The sequence below is a fragment of the Denitraticella aggregata genome (assembly GCF_048158365.1).
In the GTDB taxonomy this organism is placed as follows: domain Bacteria; phylum Pseudomonadota; class Gammaproteobacteria; order Burkholderiales; family Rhodocyclaceae; genus Azoarcus_F.
The window spans coordinates 23,580-40,471 of record NZ_JBLLNL010000011.1 but is presented as its reverse complement, the minus strand read 5'-3'; the positions used below and the strand labels follow the sequence as shown (position 1 = coordinate 40,471).

17 protein-coding genes and 1 tRNA gene are annotated in these 16,892 nt (G+C 63.5%); 12 read left to right on the top strand and 6 right to left on the bottom strand.

Features of this window, described 5'->3' with window-relative positions; translation table 11 throughout:
- Positions 1-66 precede the first annotated feature (66 nt).
- The gene (gene mutL, locus ACKVEX_RS13360; RefSeq protein WP_473216229.1) at positions 67-1,905 is read right to left on the bottom strand and encodes a DNA mismatch repair endonuclease MutL; all 1,839 of its coding nucleotides are present in this window, start codon (positions 1,903-1,905) and stop codon (positions 67-69) included.
- Between the two features lie 289 nt (positions 1,906-2,194).
- Here mutL and ACKVEX_RS13355 point away from each other — a divergent pair, with 289 nt between their 5' ends.
- The 6 genes from ACKVEX_RS13355 to ACKVEX_RS13330 all read left to right on the top strand — a co-directional run bounded on the left by ACKVEX_RS13355 (position 2,195) and on the right by ACKVEX_RS13330 (position 7,585).
- Complete coding sequence (locus ACKVEX_RS13355) at positions 2,195-2,884, top strand: hypothetical protein (RefSeq protein WP_473216228.1); 690 nt, start codon at positions 2,195-2,197, stop codon at positions 2,882-2,884.
- 18 nt (positions 2,885-2,902) lie between these two features.
- A complete protein-coding gene (purN, locus tag ACKVEX_RS13350) occupies positions 2,903-3,562 on the top strand; it encodes a phosphoribosylglycinamide formyltransferase (RefSeq protein WP_473216227.1) in 660 nt (219 codons plus the stop codon).
- The gene (locus ACKVEX_RS13345; protein ID WP_473216226.1) at positions 3,559-4,317 is read left to right on the top strand and encodes a DUF3108 domain-containing protein; all 759 of its coding nucleotides are present in this window, start codon (positions 3,559-3,561) and stop codon (positions 4,315-4,317) included. The genes purN and ACKVEX_RS13345 overlap by 4 nt, the downstream gene beginning before the upstream one ends.
- A 32-nt stretch (positions 4,318-4,349) precedes the next feature.
- A complete protein-coding gene (locus ACKVEX_RS13340) occupies positions 4,350-5,684 on the top strand; it encodes an RsmB/NOP family class I SAM-dependent RNA methyltransferase (protein WP_473216225.1) in 1,335 nt (444 codons plus the stop codon).
- On the top strand, positions 5,677-6,261 hold the full coding sequence (locus ACKVEX_RS13335; protein ID WP_473216224.1) for a phospholipase D family nuclease: 585 nt from the start codon (positions 5,677-5,679) through the stop codon (positions 6,259-6,261). The genes ACKVEX_RS13340 and ACKVEX_RS13335 overlap by 8 nt, the downstream gene beginning before the upstream one ends.
- Positions 6,262-6,415: 154 nt before the next feature.
- Positions 6,416-7,585: a DesA family fatty acid desaturase gene (locus ACKVEX_RS13330; RefSeq protein WP_473216223.1), complete on the top strand. Its 1,170-nt coding sequence runs from the start codon at positions 6,416-6,418 to the stop codon at positions 7,583-7,585.
- Here the strand turns inward: ACKVEX_RS13330 and queD are convergent.
- Together queD and ACKVEX_RS13320 are read right to left on the bottom strand one after the other, a co-directional pair.
- Positions 7,573-8,061, bottom strand: a complete 489-nt coding sequence (gene queD, locus ACKVEX_RS13325) for a 6-carboxytetrahydropterin synthase QueD (protein ID WP_473216222.1) — start codon at positions 8,059-8,061, stop codon at positions 7,573-7,575. The two genes, ACKVEX_RS13330 and queD, sit on opposite strands and share 13 nt — an antisense overlap.
- A gap of 149 nt (positions 8,062-8,210) precedes the next feature.
- Positions 8,211-8,501 carry a helix-turn-helix domain-containing protein gene (locus ACKVEX_RS13320; protein ID WP_473216221.1) on the bottom strand — a complete coding sequence of 97 codons (291 nt, stop codon included), beginning with the start codon at positions 8,499-8,501 and terminating at the stop codon, positions 8,211-8,213.
- 272 nt (positions 8,502-8,773) lie between these two features.
- On the opposite strand from ACKVEX_RS13320, the gene ACKVEX_RS13315 reads away from it, so the two are divergent.
- The 3 genes from ACKVEX_RS13315 to ACKVEX_RS13305 all read left to right on the top strand — a co-directional run bounded on the left by ACKVEX_RS13315 (position 8,774) and on the right by ACKVEX_RS13305 (position 11,123).
- Complete coding sequence (locus ACKVEX_RS13315; RefSeq protein WP_473216220.1) at positions 8,774-9,997, top strand: aspartate kinase; 1,224 nt, start codon at positions 8,774-8,776, stop codon at positions 9,995-9,997.
- A gap of 62 nt (positions 9,998-10,059) precedes the next feature.
- Positions 10,060-10,152 (top strand) — tRNA-Ser (locus ACKVEX_RS13310).
- A 113-nt stretch (positions 10,153-10,265) separates the two neighbouring features.
- Complete coding sequence (locus ACKVEX_RS13305) at positions 10,266-11,123, top strand: DUF6279 family lipoprotein (protein ID WP_473216219.1); 858 nt, start codon at positions 10,266-10,268, stop codon at positions 11,121-11,123.
- Between the two features lie 58 nt (positions 11,124-11,181).
- Here the strand turns inward: ACKVEX_RS13305 and ACKVEX_RS13300 are convergent, their stop codons facing one another.
- Complete coding sequence (locus ACKVEX_RS13300) at positions 11,182-12,246, bottom strand: AI-2E family transporter (protein ID WP_473216218.1); 1,065 nt, start codon at positions 12,244-12,246, stop codon at positions 11,182-11,184.
- A 262-nt stretch (positions 12,247-12,508) separates the two neighbouring features.
- Between ACKVEX_RS13300 and ACKVEX_RS13295 the strand changes: the two genes are divergently transcribed.
- The gene (locus tag ACKVEX_RS13295; protein WP_473216300.1) at positions 12,509-13,954 is read left to right on the top strand and encodes a mannose-1-phosphate guanylyltransferase/mannose-6-phosphate isomerase; all 1,446 of its coding nucleotides are present in this window, start codon (positions 12,509-12,511) and stop codon (positions 13,952-13,954) included.
- 38 nt (positions 13,955-13,992) lie between these two features.
- Here ACKVEX_RS13295 and ACKVEX_RS13290 read toward each other — a convergent pair whose 3' ends face one another.
- Positions 13,993-14,790: an outer membrane protein assembly factor BamD gene (locus ACKVEX_RS13290; RefSeq protein WP_473216217.1), complete on the bottom strand. Its 798-nt coding sequence runs from the start codon at positions 14,788-14,790 to the stop codon at positions 13,993-13,995.
- On the opposite strand from ACKVEX_RS13290, the gene rluD reads away from it, so the two are divergent.
- The gene (gene rluD, locus ACKVEX_RS13285; protein WP_473216216.1) at positions 14,777-15,766 is read left to right on the top strand and encodes a 23S rRNA pseudouridine(1911/1915/1917) synthase RluD; all 990 of its coding nucleotides are present in this window, start codon (positions 14,777-14,779) and stop codon (positions 15,764-15,766) included. The genes ACKVEX_RS13290 and rluD overlap by 14 nt on opposite strands.
- Entirely contained in the window at positions 15,763-16,509 is a 747-nt protein-coding gene (gene pgeF / locus ACKVEX_RS13280; protein WP_473216215.1) for a peptidoglycan editing factor PgeF, read from the top strand. The genes rluD and pgeF overlap by 4 nt, the downstream gene beginning before the upstream one ends.
- A 66-nt stretch (positions 16,510-16,575) precedes the next feature.
- On the opposite strand, the gene ACKVEX_RS13275 is transcribed toward pgeF, so the two are convergent.
- Positions 16,576-16,800 (bottom strand): hypothetical protein, encoded by a 225-nt coding sequence (locus tag ACKVEX_RS13275; protein WP_473216214.1) that lies wholly within the window; start codon positions 16,798-16,800, stop codon positions 16,576-16,578.
- Between the last annotated feature and the right edge of the window lie 92 nt (positions 16,801-16,892).

Below are 16,892 nucleotides of genomic sequence, written 5' to 3'. Positions count from 1 at the left end.
GGCCGTTGCGAGGCGGTGGCGTTTCTCCCGGTCCGGCGCCGGTGACCGGGCGCGCGCCGAACGGTTTTACTGGCCGCGCATGAAGAAGCGGTCGAGGTCGGCCATGCTCAACTGCGTCCACGTCGGACGGCCGTGGTTGCACTGGTCGGCGCGTTCGGTCGCTTCCATCTGACGCAGCAGCGCGTTCATCTCGGCGAGCGTGAGCTGCCGATTGGCGCGCACGGCGGCGTGGCAGGCCAGCGTCGCCAGCAGTTCGTTGCGTCGCGCGGTGATCACGTCCGAGGACGGATACTCGCGCAGTTCCCCGAGCAGTTCGCGCACCAGTTCGGCCAGCGGAGCATGGGCGAGCAGGGTCGGAACCGCACGCACCGAGATCTCCTGCGGGCCGACCGGCGCGAGCTCGAAACCGATGCCGTCCAGAACGTCGCTGCACTCCTCGACGATTGCCATGTCCCGAGGGTCGATCGCGAAGACCGCCGGAATCAGCAGGCGCTGGATCGCGGGCCGTCCGTCGAGCACGTCCTTGAGCTTCTCGTACAGAATGCGCTCGTGGGCCGCATGCATGTCCACCACCACGAGCCCGTGCCGATTCTGGGCCAGGATGTAGATACCGTGAAGCTGTGCGAGCGCGAAACCCAGAGGCGGACCGTCCTCGCCCGACGAGAATGCCGGTCGATCCAGGGCATCCGGCGTACGCGCTGTCGGCTGCACAGGCACGCGTTGGGCGACTGCATCTGCGGAAGCGTTGGCGCCCGCGACGAAGTCGTAATAGGCGTGGCTGGCGGAGTCCATGGCAAGCCGCCCCTGACGCGGCTCGGCCCGCAGCCATGCCGTGGCGCCGGGGACGGGGCTGTGCATGGCCGGTTCACGATCGTGGTCGTCGGATGAGCGGGGGGACTGCGCCGGCGAGGTTGGTGTCGCCGCCGCGATCGATTCGGACAGGGCCCGGGACAGCGCATGGAAGACGAACTGATGGATCGCGCGCGCTTCGCGGAAGCGAACCTCGATCTTGGCCGGGTGCACGTTGACGTCGACCGCGGCCGGGTCGAGCTCGAGAAACAGCACATAGGCCGGATGTCGGGCGCCATGCAGGATGTCGGCGTAGGCCTGACGCACCGCGTGGGTGAGCAGTTTGTCACGCACGAAGCGCCCATTGACGAAAAAATACTGCGAATCGCGGTTCGCGCGTGAGTATGCCGGCAAGGAGGCGAGACCGCTCAGACGCAGAACGCCCGCATCGGCATCGATGGACCGGGCGCTGGTGAGGAAATCCTGTCCCATCATCGCACCGACCCGGCGCTGCGGATCGGCCGGCGGCAGACGATGAATCACCCTGCCATTGTGTGAGAGCTGCAGCGCGACGTCCGGTCTGGACAGTGCAACACGTCGGAAGATTTCGTCACAGTGGCCGAACTCGGTGTTCTCGGTCTTCAGGAACTTGCGTCGAGCCGGCGTGTTGTAATAGAGATCGGCCACGTCGATGACGGTGCCACGATTGAGCGCGGCCGGTGAGGGGGTCCGGCCCTGTCCCTCGATCCGCCAAGCGTGGGGGGCACCCTCGGCCAGGCTGGTGATCGTGGTCCGCGCGACAGCGGCGATCGCTGCCAGCGCCTCGCCGCGAAAACCCATCGTACCGACTCGTTCCAGGTCGTCCAGCGTGGTGATCTTGCTGGTTGCGTGACGCTCCAGCGCAAGGGCCAGCTGCGCGTGCGCGATCCCGCATCCATCGTCCGCGACTCGCACTCGGCGCACACCGCCCTGTTCGAGCTGAACCTCGATCGCGCGAGACCCGGCGTCCAGTGCGTTCTCGAGCAATTCCTTCAGCACCGAGGCGGGTCGTTCGACGACCTCGCCGGCGGCGATCTGATTGATCAGGAGGTCGGACAGGACGCGAATCTCGGGCATCGAAGCGGTAGCAGGCTGAGGGAAGCTTCGATTATACGGCCGGCCGATCGGAGGCGCGCCGGACGGGCGTGGGCCAGGCGCCTGGGGTATCATGCGCCGCTGAGTTTCATGATGCGGCAGCATGACAATCAACAAGAATCTGATGGGCGGAAGCGCTGCGGCGGGGCGCGCCGGATCTTGCCAAGGTGGCGCAAGCCGAGCATTGCCGCCCCGATGCAGAATCGATACATGTGACATCGTGCCGAGCGAAGTGCCAGCGGACCTTGGCCGCCGGCGGGTTCTGAGCGCCGTGACCGCGCTCTCGGCTGCAAGCCTGACCGGCTGTCTCGCGACAGGCACCGCTCCGGGGCCGCTGGCCCCCCAGCCCTATTCCCTGAAGCAGTTCGTCAAGTCGGACATCGACCATTTCGTCGAGAAGTGCCAGCGCCGCATCTTTGTCAGTCTGCGCAGGCTCGCGACCAAGCTGTATCGTCGCAACCCGCAGGAGTGGCGAAAGAGCGGCGTGCCCGGCGTCGAGGCCGCCGTGGAAGCGATCTTCGACGTCAATCACGGATGGCGTCTGGCCGAACTCGGCTATCGACGGGATATCGACGCACTGCGGATCGCGTTGCATCCCATATACGGTGGTGACCGGGTGCGTGCCTTCATGATCGGGCTGGCGAGCATGGTGCAGACCGCGTTCGGTGACCAGGTCGATTTCTACATCGTCAATGACCTGGATGCGCAACGGTTCTACAATGCCGCCCGAAATGTCGAGATTGCGGCCTGGCGACTCGCCACGACGCGCGATGAGGACGGAAACCTGTTGTTGCTGTCGAACGAGATGGGCCCGATCGATAATCTGAGCTTCGAACGGGAGTTCGGGCGCATCATCGCGTTGCTCGAGTTGCTGACCGATGTCGTCGAGGCCCAGAACGAACGCGCGGTCGTGCGCGTGGTCCAGAGCATGGCGACTGCGGTATTCCTGCCGCTGTACTGAGTCCTTCGCAAGGCCATCATGAAGTCGATCGTCATCCTGATATCTGGTCGTGGTTCGAACATGCAGGCGATCGTGCACGCCGCGATCCCGGGTGCGCGGATTGCGGCGGTGATCAGCAACCGGGTCGATGCGGCCGGTCTCGCTTTCGCGCGCGAGCGCGGCATTGCGACCGCGGTCGTGGACCATCGCAGCTTTGCGTCGCGCGAGGCCTTCGACGCGTCACTGGCGGAAGTCATCGATGGCTTTACACCCGATCTGGTGGTGCTGGCCGGGTTCATGCGGGTGTTGACCGACGATTTCGTGCTTCGCTACGCCGGTCGCCTGATGAACGTGCATCCGTCGCTGCTGCCGGCGTTTCCGGGTCTGCATACGCACCGGCGGGTCCTCGAGGCGGGCGCGCGCGTCCACGGTGCGACGGTGCACTTCGTGACCCCGATGCTCGATTGCGGACCGGTGGTGGTTCAGGCGGTCGTGCCGGTGTTGCCGGGCGATGACGAGGTGACGCTCGCAGCGCGCGTACTGCGGCAGGAGCATCTGATCTATCCGCTGGCGGTGCGCTGGTTCGTGGCCGATCGGCTCCGCATCGATCCGGCGGGCCGGGTCACGCTGACGGGCGAGACCACCCAGGCGTCGGCCTTCATCGTGCCTGCGCCGGATGCCGGCTGGAGTGATGCATGATGCGGGCCCTGCACAGGCTGATGTTCATGGCGCTCGTTTCCACGGCCGTATTCGTGTCCGGACCGGTTGTCGCGGCCGGGAACGCCTCGGCCGCCGCCCCGGGGCAGTCGATCGCTTGGCCCGAATCCGGGCAGATCCGGTATGACGTTCTGCACGGTGATGGCGGAATCAAGCTCGGCGAGGCGGAACACCGCTGGCAGCACGACGGGCGTCGCTACCAGATGCAGACCGAGCTCGAAACCACAGGCCTGGCCGGCATGCTCTACAGCTTTCGCTACATTCAGCACAGCGAGGGCGTGGTCGAGGATGGCATGCTCCGCCCGGAACTGTTCAGGGTGGTGCAGCAGGGCAGGGAGCCCGAGGTGGCCAGGCTCGACTGGTCGGCTCTCGAGGCCACGATCGAGCGGCGGGGGCGTGTACGGACCTACCCGATCGCCGCCAATGACCAGGACGTGCTCAGCGTCTGGCATCTGTTCGGTCTGCTGCAGGAGCGCGTGATACCGCAGCACCTGTCGGTGGTCACGAACCGCCGCGTGTCACCGGTGGCGATCACCGCGCTCGGGGCCGAACGCGTGCGACTGCCCGTCGGCGAGCTGGCGACGCAGCGGGTCCGGGTCGCGGCGCTGTCCGGCAAGCTCACGATCGAACTGTGGCTTTCCGAAGCCCATGGCCGGATGCCGGTCAGGATACTGATGACCGACGACAAGGGCGAGGTGCTCGACCAGCGTGCGGTGAGCATCGTGCTGAATCAGTGAACCGGCGATACAACACACCAGACAGGATTCACATGCAAGGCAACAGAACCAGGCGACCCGCTGCGACAGTCAGGGGCGGCTATGCGGAACAGGAAGGTGCAGGCGTATCGCGCTCGCTGATGGCGCACGCGACACAGGTGCTCGGTGCAGTCCTGTCTTTCGAGCATCCGGCCGATGCGGTGTTGTCGCGCTATTTTCGGGAAAATCGGGAGATCGGTCATCGGGATCGCGGCTTCATCGCCGAATCGGTCTATGGCGTGTTGCGACGTCTGCGCTGGCTGCGCCGGATGGTGGGCGAGCCGGCTCAGCCGCGTGCATTGCTGCTGGCGTGGCTGGCCCGCGGAGAAGGCTGGCCGATGCGTCAATTCGAGGTCATCGCGTCACCCACCGAACGCGAATGGCTGTCGTCGATCAAGGCGCTGGAGCTTTCCGAGGCCACGCTCGCAGAGCGCACCGACCTGCCCGACTGGCTGGCAGAGCGACTGTTCGCCCGGTTCGGCGAGCAGGCGCTGCTCGCGCTCGCCCACGGCCTGAACCGTCCTGCGCCGCTGGACTTGCGCGCCAACCTGCTCAAGCTCGATCGCGATGCTCTGTTGAAGGGTCTGGTCGAGTCCGGCTACGGGGCCGAAGCGTGTCGATTTTCGCCGCATGGTGTACGCCTCGCCGGCAAGCCCGCGCTGCAGAAGCATCCGCTCTTTCTGTCGGGCGGGTTCGAAGTGCAGGACGAGGGCAGCCAGCTGCTCGGTTTCCTGGTTCAGCCGCGTCGCGGCGAACTGGTCGTCGATTTCTGTGCGGGCGCGGGGGGCAAGACCTTGCAGCTGGGTGCGATGATGCGTTCGACCGGCCGGCTGTACGCGTTCGATGTGGCCGAGCGGCGGCTGGCCAAGCTGAAGCAACGTATCGCGCGCGCAGGGCTCTCCAACGTGCATCCGGTCCTGATCGCTCATGAGCGCGACGCCAAGGTGAAGCGCCTGGCCGGCAAGGCCGACCGGGTGCTGGTCGATGCGCCTTGCAGCGGGCTGGGCACGCTCAGGCGCAACCCGGACCTGAAGTGGCGGCAGTCGCCCGAATCGGTCGCCGAGATGATCGTCAAACAGACGGCGATCCTCGAATCGGCAGCGCGCCTGGTCAAGCCGGGCGGTCGGCTCGTATACGCGACCTGCAGCCTGTTGGCGGAGGAGAACGACGGTGTGGTCGACGCATTTCTTGCCGCCCATGCCGATTTCCAGCAGATCGACGCGTCGACGGTGCTCGAGAAACAGGGCATTGCGATCGACTGCGGCTCCAGGCTGAATCTGCTGCCGCACATTCACGATACCGATGGTTTCTTCGCCGCGGTGCTGGAACGCCGTACGTCGAATGACTGACACGCTGCATCGGGTGTGGCGGGTCGGGATCATTGCGGCACTGGTCTTCGGTCTCGTAGCGGCCGTTCCGGCCGGGCAGCGCATCCCGGCAAGAGGCAGCGTGGAAGTCGCTTTCTCACCCGCGGATGACCCCGAGGCTCTGCTGCTGCGCGTGATCGGCGACGCGCGCGAATCTATTCGGGTGCAGGCTTATGTGTTCACAAGCCGTGCGATCGCGCGCGGGCTCGTCGAAGCGCATCGCCGCGGCGTGCGGGTCGAGGTGCTGGCCGATGCCGAGATGAACCGCCGCGGTGGCCGCAACGCCGCGATTCCCGCCCTGCTCGAAGCGAAGGTGCCGGTCGCGTTTGAAACCGCATTCGCGGCGGCTCACAACAAGGTGCTGATCATCGATCCGCAAGGGCCCGTGTGCACGGTCGTGACCGGTTCGTACAACTTCACCTGGTCTGCCCGCAATCGCAACGCCGAAAACGTATTAGTGCTGCGGGACAACTGCGAGCTGGTTCAGGCCTATCTGGACAACTGGAATCGTCACCGCGCCAACGCCGTCCCGGTCGCGTCGCTGCCGTGGAGCCCCTGAACGGCGAGCGCAAGGAACTCGCGCGACAGGTCGGCGTCTATCATTAAAGAGAGGCGCGAACACGGCAAGCTGACTCGTGGTCGCGCCTTCGATTGTTAACGGCTGAAGCTTCGCGTAAAATCGTGCGGCCAATACATTAAGGATAGACCTGCGCATGTTCACAGGCTTGATCGATCTTCCGTGGTGGGGCTACATCGTCGTTGCGCTCGCGCTCACCCATGTCACCATCGCTTCGGTCACGATTTTTCTGCATCGCCACCAGGCCCACCGTGCGCTGGAACTGCATCCGATTCCGAGTCACTTCTTCCGGTTCTGGCTGTGGCTCACGACCGGCATGGTGACCAAGGAATGGGCGGCAATCCACCGTAAGCATCACGCCAAATGCGAAACGGAAGAAGATCCGCACAGTCCGCAGATCAAGGGCATCCGCAAGGTCCTGCTCGAAGGCGCTGAGCTGTATCGGGCCGAATCGCGCAACCAGGACACGCTGCGTCGCTACGGGCACGGCACGCCCGACGACTGGATGGAGCGCAATGTCTATCGCCACTCGGTTGTCGGGGTGAGCGCGATGTTGATCACCAACGTGTTGTTGTTCGGGCCGATCGGTCTGACGATCTGGGCGGTGCAGATGTTGTGGATACCGGTGTGGGCCGCCGGCGTCATCAATGGGCTCGGTCATTTCTGGGGTTATCGCAATTTCGATTGCGCCGATGCGTCGACCAACATCGTCCCTTGGGGCATCCTGATCGGCGGCGAAGAACTGCACAACAACCACCACAGTTTCGCGACGTCGGCGAAGCTGTCGGCCAAATGGTATGAGTTCGACATCGGCTGGATGTACATCCGCATTCTGGAGATCCTGGGCCTCGCCAAGGCCCGCAAGGTGATACCGACCCCGAGGTTCGGAGACGCCAAGAGCGTGCCGGATCTGGACACGTTGCAGGCCGTGATCACTCACCGTTACGACGTGATGACGCGCTATGTCTCATCCCTGAAACGGACCTGCTCGCAGGAGATCGACCGGCTTGCCGCGGCGCACGCCGGAAAGTTCGATCCCAAGGCCTTGCGTCGCTGGATTCTGTCCGGCGAGGACAGGCATCTCGCCGATGGCGAGAAGGGCCGACTCCAGGAGGTGATCAAGGACAGTCAGGCGTTGACGACGATGGTCACGATGCGTGAAGAGCTGGCCGCCCTGTGGGCACGTTCCAACGCGTCGAGCGAACAGCTGCTGCAACAGCTCCAGGACTGGGTCTCCCGAGCGGAGCAAAGCGGTATCGAGCAGTTGCGCGAATTCTCGCTGCGCTTGCGGCGCTACGCGATCTGATGAGGGTCCGGGCCGCACGGGTCCGGCATCAGCTCGCTGCGTAGCGCGTCGGCCCAGCAGTTGGGGGTTTCGTACAGCCTGACGCGCTCCAGTCTGAGCTGATTGCCGTAGGTGTCGCGATAGAGCGGATCGAGGATGCGAAAGGCGGCCTCGGCAAGGTTCTCGGCGGTGGGCACCACATCCAGTTCGACCGTCTTGTGGCCGGGCATGCTCGCGAGAAAGTCGGCGACCGGTCGGTCGCCGCGGAATACCAGAAAGGCATGATCCCACTGGTCGACCAGGTGCGTCTTGGCGATCTGCTTGACGTCAGCGAAATCCATCACCATTCCATTCACCGGTTTGCCAGCCGCGTCTATGATGCCGCCTGACAGCGTGACTTCGAGCGTATAGCGATGCCCGTGCAGATGCCGGCACTGGCTTGCATGATCCGGGATTCGGTGCCCGGCATCGAATTCCAGCTTGCGGGTGATGCGCATGGTCGGAACGCCTCGATCTGAACGAAGGGCGCAGATTGTAGCACCTGGGGGGTGTCCGATCGTGGGGTCGGCGGCGGGGGTAGGACGTGAAGAGGGCCGCGCTCAGCGCGGCCCTCCTGGCATGGGACAAGTCGAGGCCGGCTTGCAGATCACTGCTTGCGCTTGCTCTTCGCTTCCTTCTTCAAGCTCTTGTAAAGATCCGGATTCGAGGCCTTCAGGTACTCGGCAACCTCGACGTCCTCGCGCTTGACCCTGTTGATGTCGATCTGTTCGATATGCACGAGCCGCAACAACGCCTGCACCGGACGCGGAATGTTCCGACCGCTCTCGTAACGCGAACCACCGCTCTGCGTGACGCCGATCTTGGACCAGAACTGGGACTGGTTCATGCCCAGCTTGCGCCGGATCTCACGTACGTCCAATTTCTCGCTAGCTTTCATCTGTAGACTCCTGGTATGGACTTCGCGCGTTCTATGCTGAACGCGTTGCGGATCTGAAGGACCCTACAACCTAAGTGGTAGGACGTTTTGAGTATAGGTCAGTATTTCGTTCTCATACAATAGTTAAATGTCGTTTCTTGCGCCGAACACCTGTGACACGTGAAGTAAGTCATCCCTTTTGGTTCCGACCTGCTGCCCCACCTTTCAGGCCTGTATTTTTTTCGCGTAATTGTTAATATGTGCGGCTTTATTCACCGCAATTTGGATGCAACATGGCACTGATAGTTCAGAAGTACGGCGGTACGTCGGTCGGCAGTCCGGAGCGCATCCGGAACGTGGCGAAGCGGGTCGCAGCGTTCAAGGCGCGGGGTGACCAGGTGATCGTCGTGGTGTCGGCGATGAGCGGGGAGACGAACCGCCTGATCGCCTTGACCAGGGAGGTCGCCACGCACCCCGATCCGCGAGAGTTGGACGTCGTGGTCTCGACCGGTGAGCAGGTCACCATCGGTCTGTTGTGCATGGCGCTCAAGGATGCCGGGCTGAAGGCGAAGAGCTACACCGGGGGGCAGGTGCGCATCCTGACGGATTCCGCCCATACCAAGGCGCGGATCCTCAACATCGACGAGGCCCCGATCCGCAGGGACCTGGACCAGGACAAGGTCATCGTCGTGGCCGGATTCCAGGGCGTCGATGAGCGCGGGAACATCACCACCCTCGGCCGCGGCGGGTCCGACACCACGGCGGTGGCGATCGCGGCGGCGTTGAAGGCGGACGAGTGCCAGATCTATACCGACGTGGACGGCGTCTATACGACCGATCCGCGCATCGTTACCGAAGCACGCAAGCTGGATCGGATCACCTTCGAGGAGATGCTCGAACTCGCCAGCCTCGGCTCCAAGGTGCTGCAGATCCGCTCGGTCGAGTTTGCCGGCAAGTACAAGGTCAAGCTGCGTGTGCTCTCCAGTTTCGAGGACGGGGGCGAGGGCACGCTCATTTCATTCGAGGAAGATCAGAACATGGAACAACCTGTCATCTCCGGCATCGCCTTCAATCGTGACGAAGCCAAGATCACCGTGCTCGGCGCGCCGGACAAGCCCGGCATCGCCTACAACATCCTCGGCCCTGTCGCCGATGCCAACATCGATGTCGACATGATCGTGCAGAACGTCGGCCACGACGGCGCCACCGACTTTTCGTTCACTGTCGCGCGAGGCGACGTCGACAAGGCGCTCAAGGCGCTCGACGCCGCCAAGGCGCAGATCGGTGAACACGTCATCGAAACCGACAGTTCCATGGCCAAGGTGTCGGTCGTGGGCGTGGGCATGCGATCGCACCCCGGCGTCGCGGCCAAGATGTTCCGCACGCTGGGACAGGAAGGCATCAATATCCAGATGATCGCCACGTCCGAGATCCGGATCTCGGTCGCGATCGAGGAGAAATACCTCGAACTTGCCGTGCGTGTATTGCACAAGGCATTCGGGCTGGAACAGGCCTGAACAGCGGGCGATTTGGTTTGACCGGGGGGCGTGGAATGGCTATCATCGCGCCTCCAAAGCTTGGAGACGTGGCCGAGAGGTCGAAGGCACTCCCCTGCTAAGGGAGCAGACGGGCAAAACCTGTCTCAAGGGTTCGAATCCCTTCGTCTCCGCCAGCTTGGAAAATAACCCGCTGATATAGCGGGTTTTTTTTGTCCGCCGGTCGGCTTGGCTGCCCGCAGATCGGCCTGCGGCAGAACCGAATGCAGTCAGGCTGCTCAAACGCCTCATGCGCATTCGTTCGGTTTTCCTCGTGATCTGTGTCAGCACGCTTCTCGCTGCCTGCGGCACCGTTCGCTATGTCTACGGCCAGCTCGACTGGATCGTGCCCTGGTATGTGCGGGATTATGTTCGTCTCGACCGTGACCAGCGCGCGTTGCTCGACATGCGACTCGGCGAGCGGATCGCCTGGCACTGCACTGCGGAGTTGCCGGCCTATGCCGTGTTTCTGCGAGAACTCGATGCCGATCTTGCAGCGCATCGAGTCGACGTCGACAGCCTCGATCGTCATGTTTCACGGATCGAGGTCTTTGTCCGGACGCTATCGGAAGCGATCGTGCCGGATCTGACCGAACTCCTTGGGCAGCTCAGGGACGATCAGATCGAGCATCTCGCCGCGCGGCTCGAGGTGCGCAATGAGGACATGCGCGAAAAGTTCCTGGATGGCAGCCCCGACGAACTGCACGCGGCCCGAGTGGAGCGCATGGAGAAACGGTTGCGGCGGTGGTTCGGACAGCTGGACGCGGGACAGCGGGATCTGATCGAACGCTGGAGTCTGGAACTCGATCCGGTAACCGAGGCGTGGCTGAGCAATCGCATCGTGTGGCAGCAGCGATTCCTGACTGCGCTCGAGTTGCGCGAAGAGCGCGATCTGTTCCTGCAGCGCGTGTCGGAATTGTTGCTCGATGCGGATGCGCACACGAGTGAAGAGCACCAGGCTTCGGTGGCAACCAACCGCCGGCTGACATTGCAGTTGATCTCGGATCTTCATCGCGACGCCTCGCCATCGCAGCGAGCGCGTCTCGGTCGCGAACTCGATTCGCTGGCGAGCCAGCTCGAAGGGCTGAGTTGCAGTCGACCCGCGTGACATGTTCGGCGCTGGGCAGACGGCGCAGCGGTACCGGTGAGCACTGCCAAGTGCCCTGCTACGGTGAGGGCCGGCCCTCGCCCGAGGGCCACGCATTCAGTACGGCGGCGATCAGCGTCGCGAGCGGAATCGCGAAGAACACGCCCCACAGACCCCACAGGCCGCCGAAGATCAGCACGGCCGCGATGATCGCGACGGGGTGCAGATTGACGACCTCGGAAAACAGCAGGGGTGCAAGCAGGTTGCCGTCCAGAAACTGGATAACAGCGTAGGCGGCGAGCACGAACCAGAAATCGGGCGCCATGCCGAACTCGAAATACGCCACGGCGGCCACCGGTATCGTCACGATCGCCGCGCCGACATAAGGCACGACCACCGATAATCCCGTTGCGAGCGACAACAACATCGCATAGGGAAGGTTCAGCACCGAAAAAACCACGTAGCTGACGAACCACACGATCAGGATCTCGATGAACTTGCCCCGCACGTAGTTGCCGATACCGGCGTTCACATCGGCCCATACGTTGTTCACAAGACTTCGTTCGTGCGGCAGGAACAGCAGGAACCACGCGATGATCTTGTTCTTGTCCTTGAGCATGAAGAATACGAGAAGGGGCACGAGCACCAGATAGACCAGCAGTGTCATCAGCTGGACCGCCGACGACAGGGACATCAGTACGACCCGCTGTCCGAACGCGGTCAGATTCTGGCGGATCGAGTACAGCAATTCGTTGATCTGCTGTTCCGAGAAGATCTGCGGATAGCGCTCCGGCAGTTGCAGCATCAGCGACTGGGTCTTGGTGACGATCGCAGGAAGTTCGCGTGCGAGCTGGCTCAACTGCCCGGCCAGCAGCGGTAAAAGCAGCAACATCATGATGACGAACAGGGACAGGAACAGGCTGAACACCAGGATGACCGACGGGAAGCGCGGCACGCGGTGTCGTTCGAGCGCCCGCACCGCACCCTCCAGCAGGTAGGCGATGATGACGCTGGCGATCAGCGGAGCAAGCAGGCGGCCGGCGAACAGCACGACCACCAGGCCGAAGATCAGCACCAGCGCCAGGATGACGACCTGGGGGTCGGAGAAATGCCTGTCGAACCAGTTGCGCAGGTAGTGGAACATCGATTCCCGTCCGGGTGGCGATCCTGAGCGAGTATCGCTCGTGGTGAGGGTCTGTTCTCATTCGCGGTGGCGCGACCGCCAGCGCGAATGAGAACAGACCCTCGCGATTCTATACAGCCTGCATCGGGCTGCCCATAGGTGGCTGTCCGGTTGTGTGCAGTGCGCCTCGGTCGCTACAGCGCGCCGTTTGCTATGCTTCGCGTATTTTATCGGTGAGTGGCGGGACGCGAACATGATCGGTATGAATGAAACTGGATCGACCTTGATGCTGCAGGCGGTGATCCTGTCGGGAGGCTCGGGCACCCGCCTGTGGCCGCTGTCGCGCGAGCAGTATCCGAAGCAGCTGCTGCAGTTGTTCGGAGAGGGCACGATGCTGCAGGAAGCTGCGCGACGGCTGGCGGGCTTACAGGGGCATCTGGCTATGGCCGGCGAGGCGATCGTGGTGTGCAACGAGGAGTACCGATTCATCACCGCCGAGCAGCTGCGCGGCGGTGGAACGCCGACGCGTCAGATCATTCTCGAACCCGTGGGTCGGAACACGGCACCGGCATTGACGCTGGCGGCCTTGCAGGCGCTTCGCACGGAGAAGGACGCCGTGCTGCTGGTGATGCCGGCCGACCATGTGATCCGCGACCTCGCCGGCTTTCATCGGGCGGTCGACACGGCTGCACGGGCGGCGCTGGATGGGGCGATGGTGACGTTCGGGATCGTCCCCGAACGCGCCGAGACCGGTTATGGGTACATCCGATCCGGCGCCGAGATCGATCCCGGACTGCACGCAGTCGCCGCCTTTGTCGAAAAACCGGACAAGGCGACCGCCGAGGCCTATCTGGCGAGTGGCGAATATCTCTGGAATAGCGGGCTGTTCATGGTGCTGGCGTCTTCGTGGATGAAGGCGATCCGGCATTTCAATCCCGAGATGGCCAATGCCTGCGCGCTCGCGCTGGACGGCGCGATTCGGGACGCCGATTTCATACGCATCGCGTCGGAGGCCTTTCTGGGCTGCCCTTCGGATTCGATCGACTATGCGGTCATGGAAAAGCTCGCGGAAACCCCTGAACTCGGCGTGCCGGCTCGGGTCGTGCCGATGTCGGTGGGTTGGTCGGATGTGGGGGCCTGGGATGCGCTATGGTCACTGGCAGACAAGGACAGCGACGGAAATGCGGCGAGCGGCGACGTGATGTTCGAAGCCACGCGCAATACGCTGGTCCATGCGTCGGACCGGCTGGTGGCCTGCCTCGGCGTGGACGATCTGGTCGTGGTCGAGACTCCGGATGCGGTCATGGTCGCGCATCGCGATCGCACCCAGGAGGTGAAGCGGATCGTCGCGCGACTCAAGGCCGAGCGGCGGACCCAGGCCGATGCCCACCGCAAGATTCATCGACCCTGGGGTTTCTACGATTCGATCGACGCGGGCGCGCGCTTTCAGGTCAAGCGCATCGTCGTCAAGCCGGGCGGCACCCTGAGCCTGCAGATGCACCATCACCGTGCCGAGCACTGGATCGTCGTGCAGGGCACCGCACGCGTGACGCGCGGCGATGAGGTCTTTCTGCTGTCGGAGAACCAGTCGACCTATATTCCGCTGGGGGTGACACACCGCCTGGAGAACCCCGGAAAGGTCGCGCTCGAGATGATCGAGGTGCAGTCCGGCAGCTATCTTGGAGAGGACGATATCGTCCGATTCGAGGATAACTACGGCCGGGGCTGAATGCGATCGAGGTCAGTCGAGCGTTCGCCGCCTTCGACTCACCAGATCTGCCACCACGGCTTGCTGACCTTCGGGCCGCCGGCGAAATAGACGCTGTCCGGAAAGTTCAGACGCATCACCCGGTCGGCGTCGTCGCGCAGGTCGGTCATGCCGAGCGCATCGTAGCTCTTAACCAGCAGGAACAGGGCTTCTTCGGTAGCCGGTGTGCCCGGGTAGGTCGTGATCGCGGTCTGGGCGCGGCTGATCGCCGCGACATAGGCTCCGCGCTGGTAATAGTAGCGCGCCACGTGCACCTGATGTGCCGACAGCGAATTCACCAGATACTGCATACGCAGCAGCGAGTCGGGTGTGTAGCGGCTTTCCGGATAGCGGGTGACCAGTTCCTTGAAGGTGTCGAAGGACTCCTGCGCGCCTTTGGGATCGCGCTCGGACATGTCCTGGTTCTGGAGTCCGCCGAGCAGTCCGAGGTCTTCGTTGAAAGTCGCCAGACCCTTCAGGTAATAGGTGTAATCGACATTCGGATGGTTCGGATGCAAGCGGATGAAACGGTCGGCTGCCGCGATCGCGAGCGCCGGTTCATTGCTCTTGTAGTAGGAGTAGGCGATATCGATCTGGGCCTGCTGCGCGAAGCGGCCGTACGGATAGCGCGCCTCGAGGCGCTCGTAAAGGCTGATTGCGCGTTCATATGAACCCTCGTTCATCGCACCTCTGGCCTCGGTGTAGATCTGCTGGGCGCTCCAGCCCGCCGTTTCGTCGGCCTCCTCGGGCAGCAAACCGCATCCGCTGACCAGCAGTACGGCGATTACCGCTAAACTTCGCAGGGTGAATCCAGCCATTGAAAGCACTCGGGTAAATGAATCGGCACATTATAGCCCACAGGGCGAAGTCGATTCCTGCCATGCGTTGACGATCCCGCGCGAGTTCGCAGGCCTGCGCCTGGATCAAGCCATGGCGAAACTGTTTCCTTCGCATTCGCGCAGCCGCCTGCAGGCCTGGATGAAGGCCAGCCGGGTCAAGCTCGATGGACGGGTCCGCGAACCCAAGTTCAAGGTATCGGGCGGCGAGGCCTTGCAGGTGGACGAACCGGCCGCGAAGGAAGGGGGTGCCGAACGCGCCGAGGACATCCCATTGCAGGTCGTTTTCGAGGACGCGCACCTCCTCGTCATCGACAAGCCGGTTGGACTGGTGGTCCATCCGGGCAGCGGAAACCGGAGCGGGACGCTGCTCAACGCCTTGTTGCATCATGCCCCTGAACTGGCGGGCGTGCCGCGCGCCGGCATCGTGCATCGGCTGGACAAGGACACCAGTGGTCTGATGGTCGTCGCCCGGACACTGGAGGCCCAGACGGACTTGATCAGGCAACTGCAGGCGCGTAGCGTGACGCGGCACTATGTCGCGCTGGTGCAGGGCCAGCTGACCGGTTCGGGCACGATAGACGCGCCGATCGGGCGGCATCCGGTGAGTCGAACTCGCATGGCGGTTGTCGGGTCGGGCCGGCGGGCCTTGACGCATTACACGGTGCGCGAACGATTCGCGCTGGCGACGCTGGTCGAGTGTCGACTAGAAACCGGCCGTACGCACCAGATCAGGGTGCATATGACCCACATTGGTCACCCGCTGATCGGCGACGGCACTTACCGCGCACGACGCACCGGCTGCAACCCGCTGGATGCGTTTCCGCGGCAGGCGCTGCACGCGTTCCGCCTCGGCCTGCGCCATCCGTTCAGCGGTGACGCGATGTGTTGGGAGGTTCCGATCGCGCAGGATCTCGCGTCGCTTCTTCAATTCCTGCGGTCGGGTGTCGTTGCGTGAGTGCGACCGGCTTCATTCGTCCGGTCTGGGAGGCCCCGACGAACGTGCATGCGTTGGTGACGACCCGTGCGGGGGGGGTGAGTCGATCGCCTTACGAGTTTCTCAATCTTGGACTGCATGTAGGTGACGATCCGGAAGCGGTGCAGGAGAACAGGGCGCTTGTGCGTAGTCATCTGCCCGCGGAGCCGGTGTGGCTGGAGCAGGTGCACGGCACGGTGGTTGCGGAACTCGATCATGTGATGGCGGGTGACGCGCCGCCGATGGCCGATGCCGCGGTTGCGCGTCGTACGGGGGTGGTCTGTGCGGTGATGAGCGCCGACTGCCTGCCGGTGATCCTTTGCGACGATGCCGGATCGGTGGTGGCCGCGGCGCATGCGGGCTGGCGTGGGCTGGCCGCAGGCGTACTCGAGACGACCGTCGACCGCATGGGGGTGGCACCCGGGCGATTGCGGGCCTGGTTGGGCCCGGCGATCGGACCGGACGCCTTCGAGGTTGGCGACGAGGTGCGCGATCGCTTCATATCGGGCGATCCTGACCTGGGCGTGGCGTTCAGGCCCGCCGGTGCGCCCGGAAAATGGATGGCCGACCTCTACCAGCTGGCGCGCAACCGCCTGCAAAACGTTGGTGTAGAGCGGGTCGGGGGGGGCGGATGGTGTACTTTCTCGGACGCTGGGCGCTTCTATTCCTATCGCCGTGACCGCGTCACCGGCCGCTTCGCCACACTGGTGTGGCTGAGCGAATGATGTCCGCACCGCATGCGGTCACGGGTCGGCCGAGTCGCGCCATCGCGATCCGCACAAACGATGCGGCTATTGATCCGGATCGGATTCGGCTCTATCGTTCATACCTGTCGCCGACTCGTCATCTCGCAATGCCGCAGCTCTTCGACGTGCTGGCGTGCCGAAAATCCATAGAAAAAGCGCAAGCGGTCCGAGACCCGCGAACAGGAAGGTGAGCACGCCGCCGACGACCGTGGTGTTGGCAATTGAGACGAGCAAGACCACGTATATCCAGGCGATTGCGACGAGGTACATGGCGTCGATTCTACCCGGTTGGGCCATGAGTTGGCTGGAGCATGGTACAAGTCTTGTTTTTTTATGGGTTGCCGTGCTTACGGTCGACCAGA

Coding starts and splice junctions, on each gene's coding strand:
- mutL (WP_473216229.1), bottom strand. CDS start 1,905: ATGCCCGAGATTCGCGTCCTGTCCGACCTCCTGATCAATCAGATCGCC.
- ACKVEX_RS13335 (WP_473216224.1), top strand. CDS start 5,677: ATGACTGACACGCTGCATCGGGTGTGGCGGGTCGGGATCATTGCGGCA.
- ACKVEX_RS13290 (WP_473216217.1), bottom strand. CDS start 14,790: ATGGCTGGATTCACCCTGCGAAGTTTAGCGGTAATCGCCGTACTGCTG.
- ACKVEX_RS13330 (WP_473216223.1), top strand. CDS start 6,416: ATGTTCACAGGCTTGATCGATCTTCCGTGGTGGGGCTACATCGTCGTT.
- ACKVEX_RS13305 (WP_473216219.1), top strand. CDS start 10,266: ATGCGCATTCGTTCGGTTTTCCTCGTGATCTGTGTCAGCACGCTTCTC.
- ACKVEX_RS13315 (WP_473216220.1), top strand. CDS start 8,774: ATGGCACTGATAGTTCAGAAGTACGGCGGTACGTCGGTCGGCAGTCCG.
- ACKVEX_RS13275 (WP_473216214.1), bottom strand. CDS start 16,800: ATGTACCTCGTCGCAATCGCCTGGATATACGTGGTCTTGCTCGTCTCA.
- ACKVEX_RS13300 (WP_473216218.1), bottom strand. CDS start 12,246: ATGTTCCACTACCTGCGCAACTGGTTCGACAGGCATTTCTCCGACCCC.
- ACKVEX_RS13345 (WP_473216226.1), top strand. CDS start 3,559: ATGATGCGGGCCCTGCACAGGCTGATGTTCATGGCGCTCGTTTCCACG.
- ACKVEX_RS13340 (WP_473216225.1), top strand. CDS start 4,350: ATGCAAGGCAACAGAACCAGGCGACCCGCTGCGACAGTCAGGGGCGGC.
- ACKVEX_RS13320 (WP_473216221.1), bottom strand. CDS start 8,501: ATGAAAGCTAGCGAGAAATTGGACGTACGTGAGATCCGGCGCAAGCTG.
- queD (WP_473216222.1), bottom strand. CDS start 8,061: ATGCGCATCACCCGCAAGCTGGAATTCGATGCCGGGCACCGAATCCCG.
- purN (WP_473216227.1), top strand. CDS start 2,903: ATGAAGTCGATCGTCATCCTGATATCTGGTCGTGGTTCGAACATGCAG.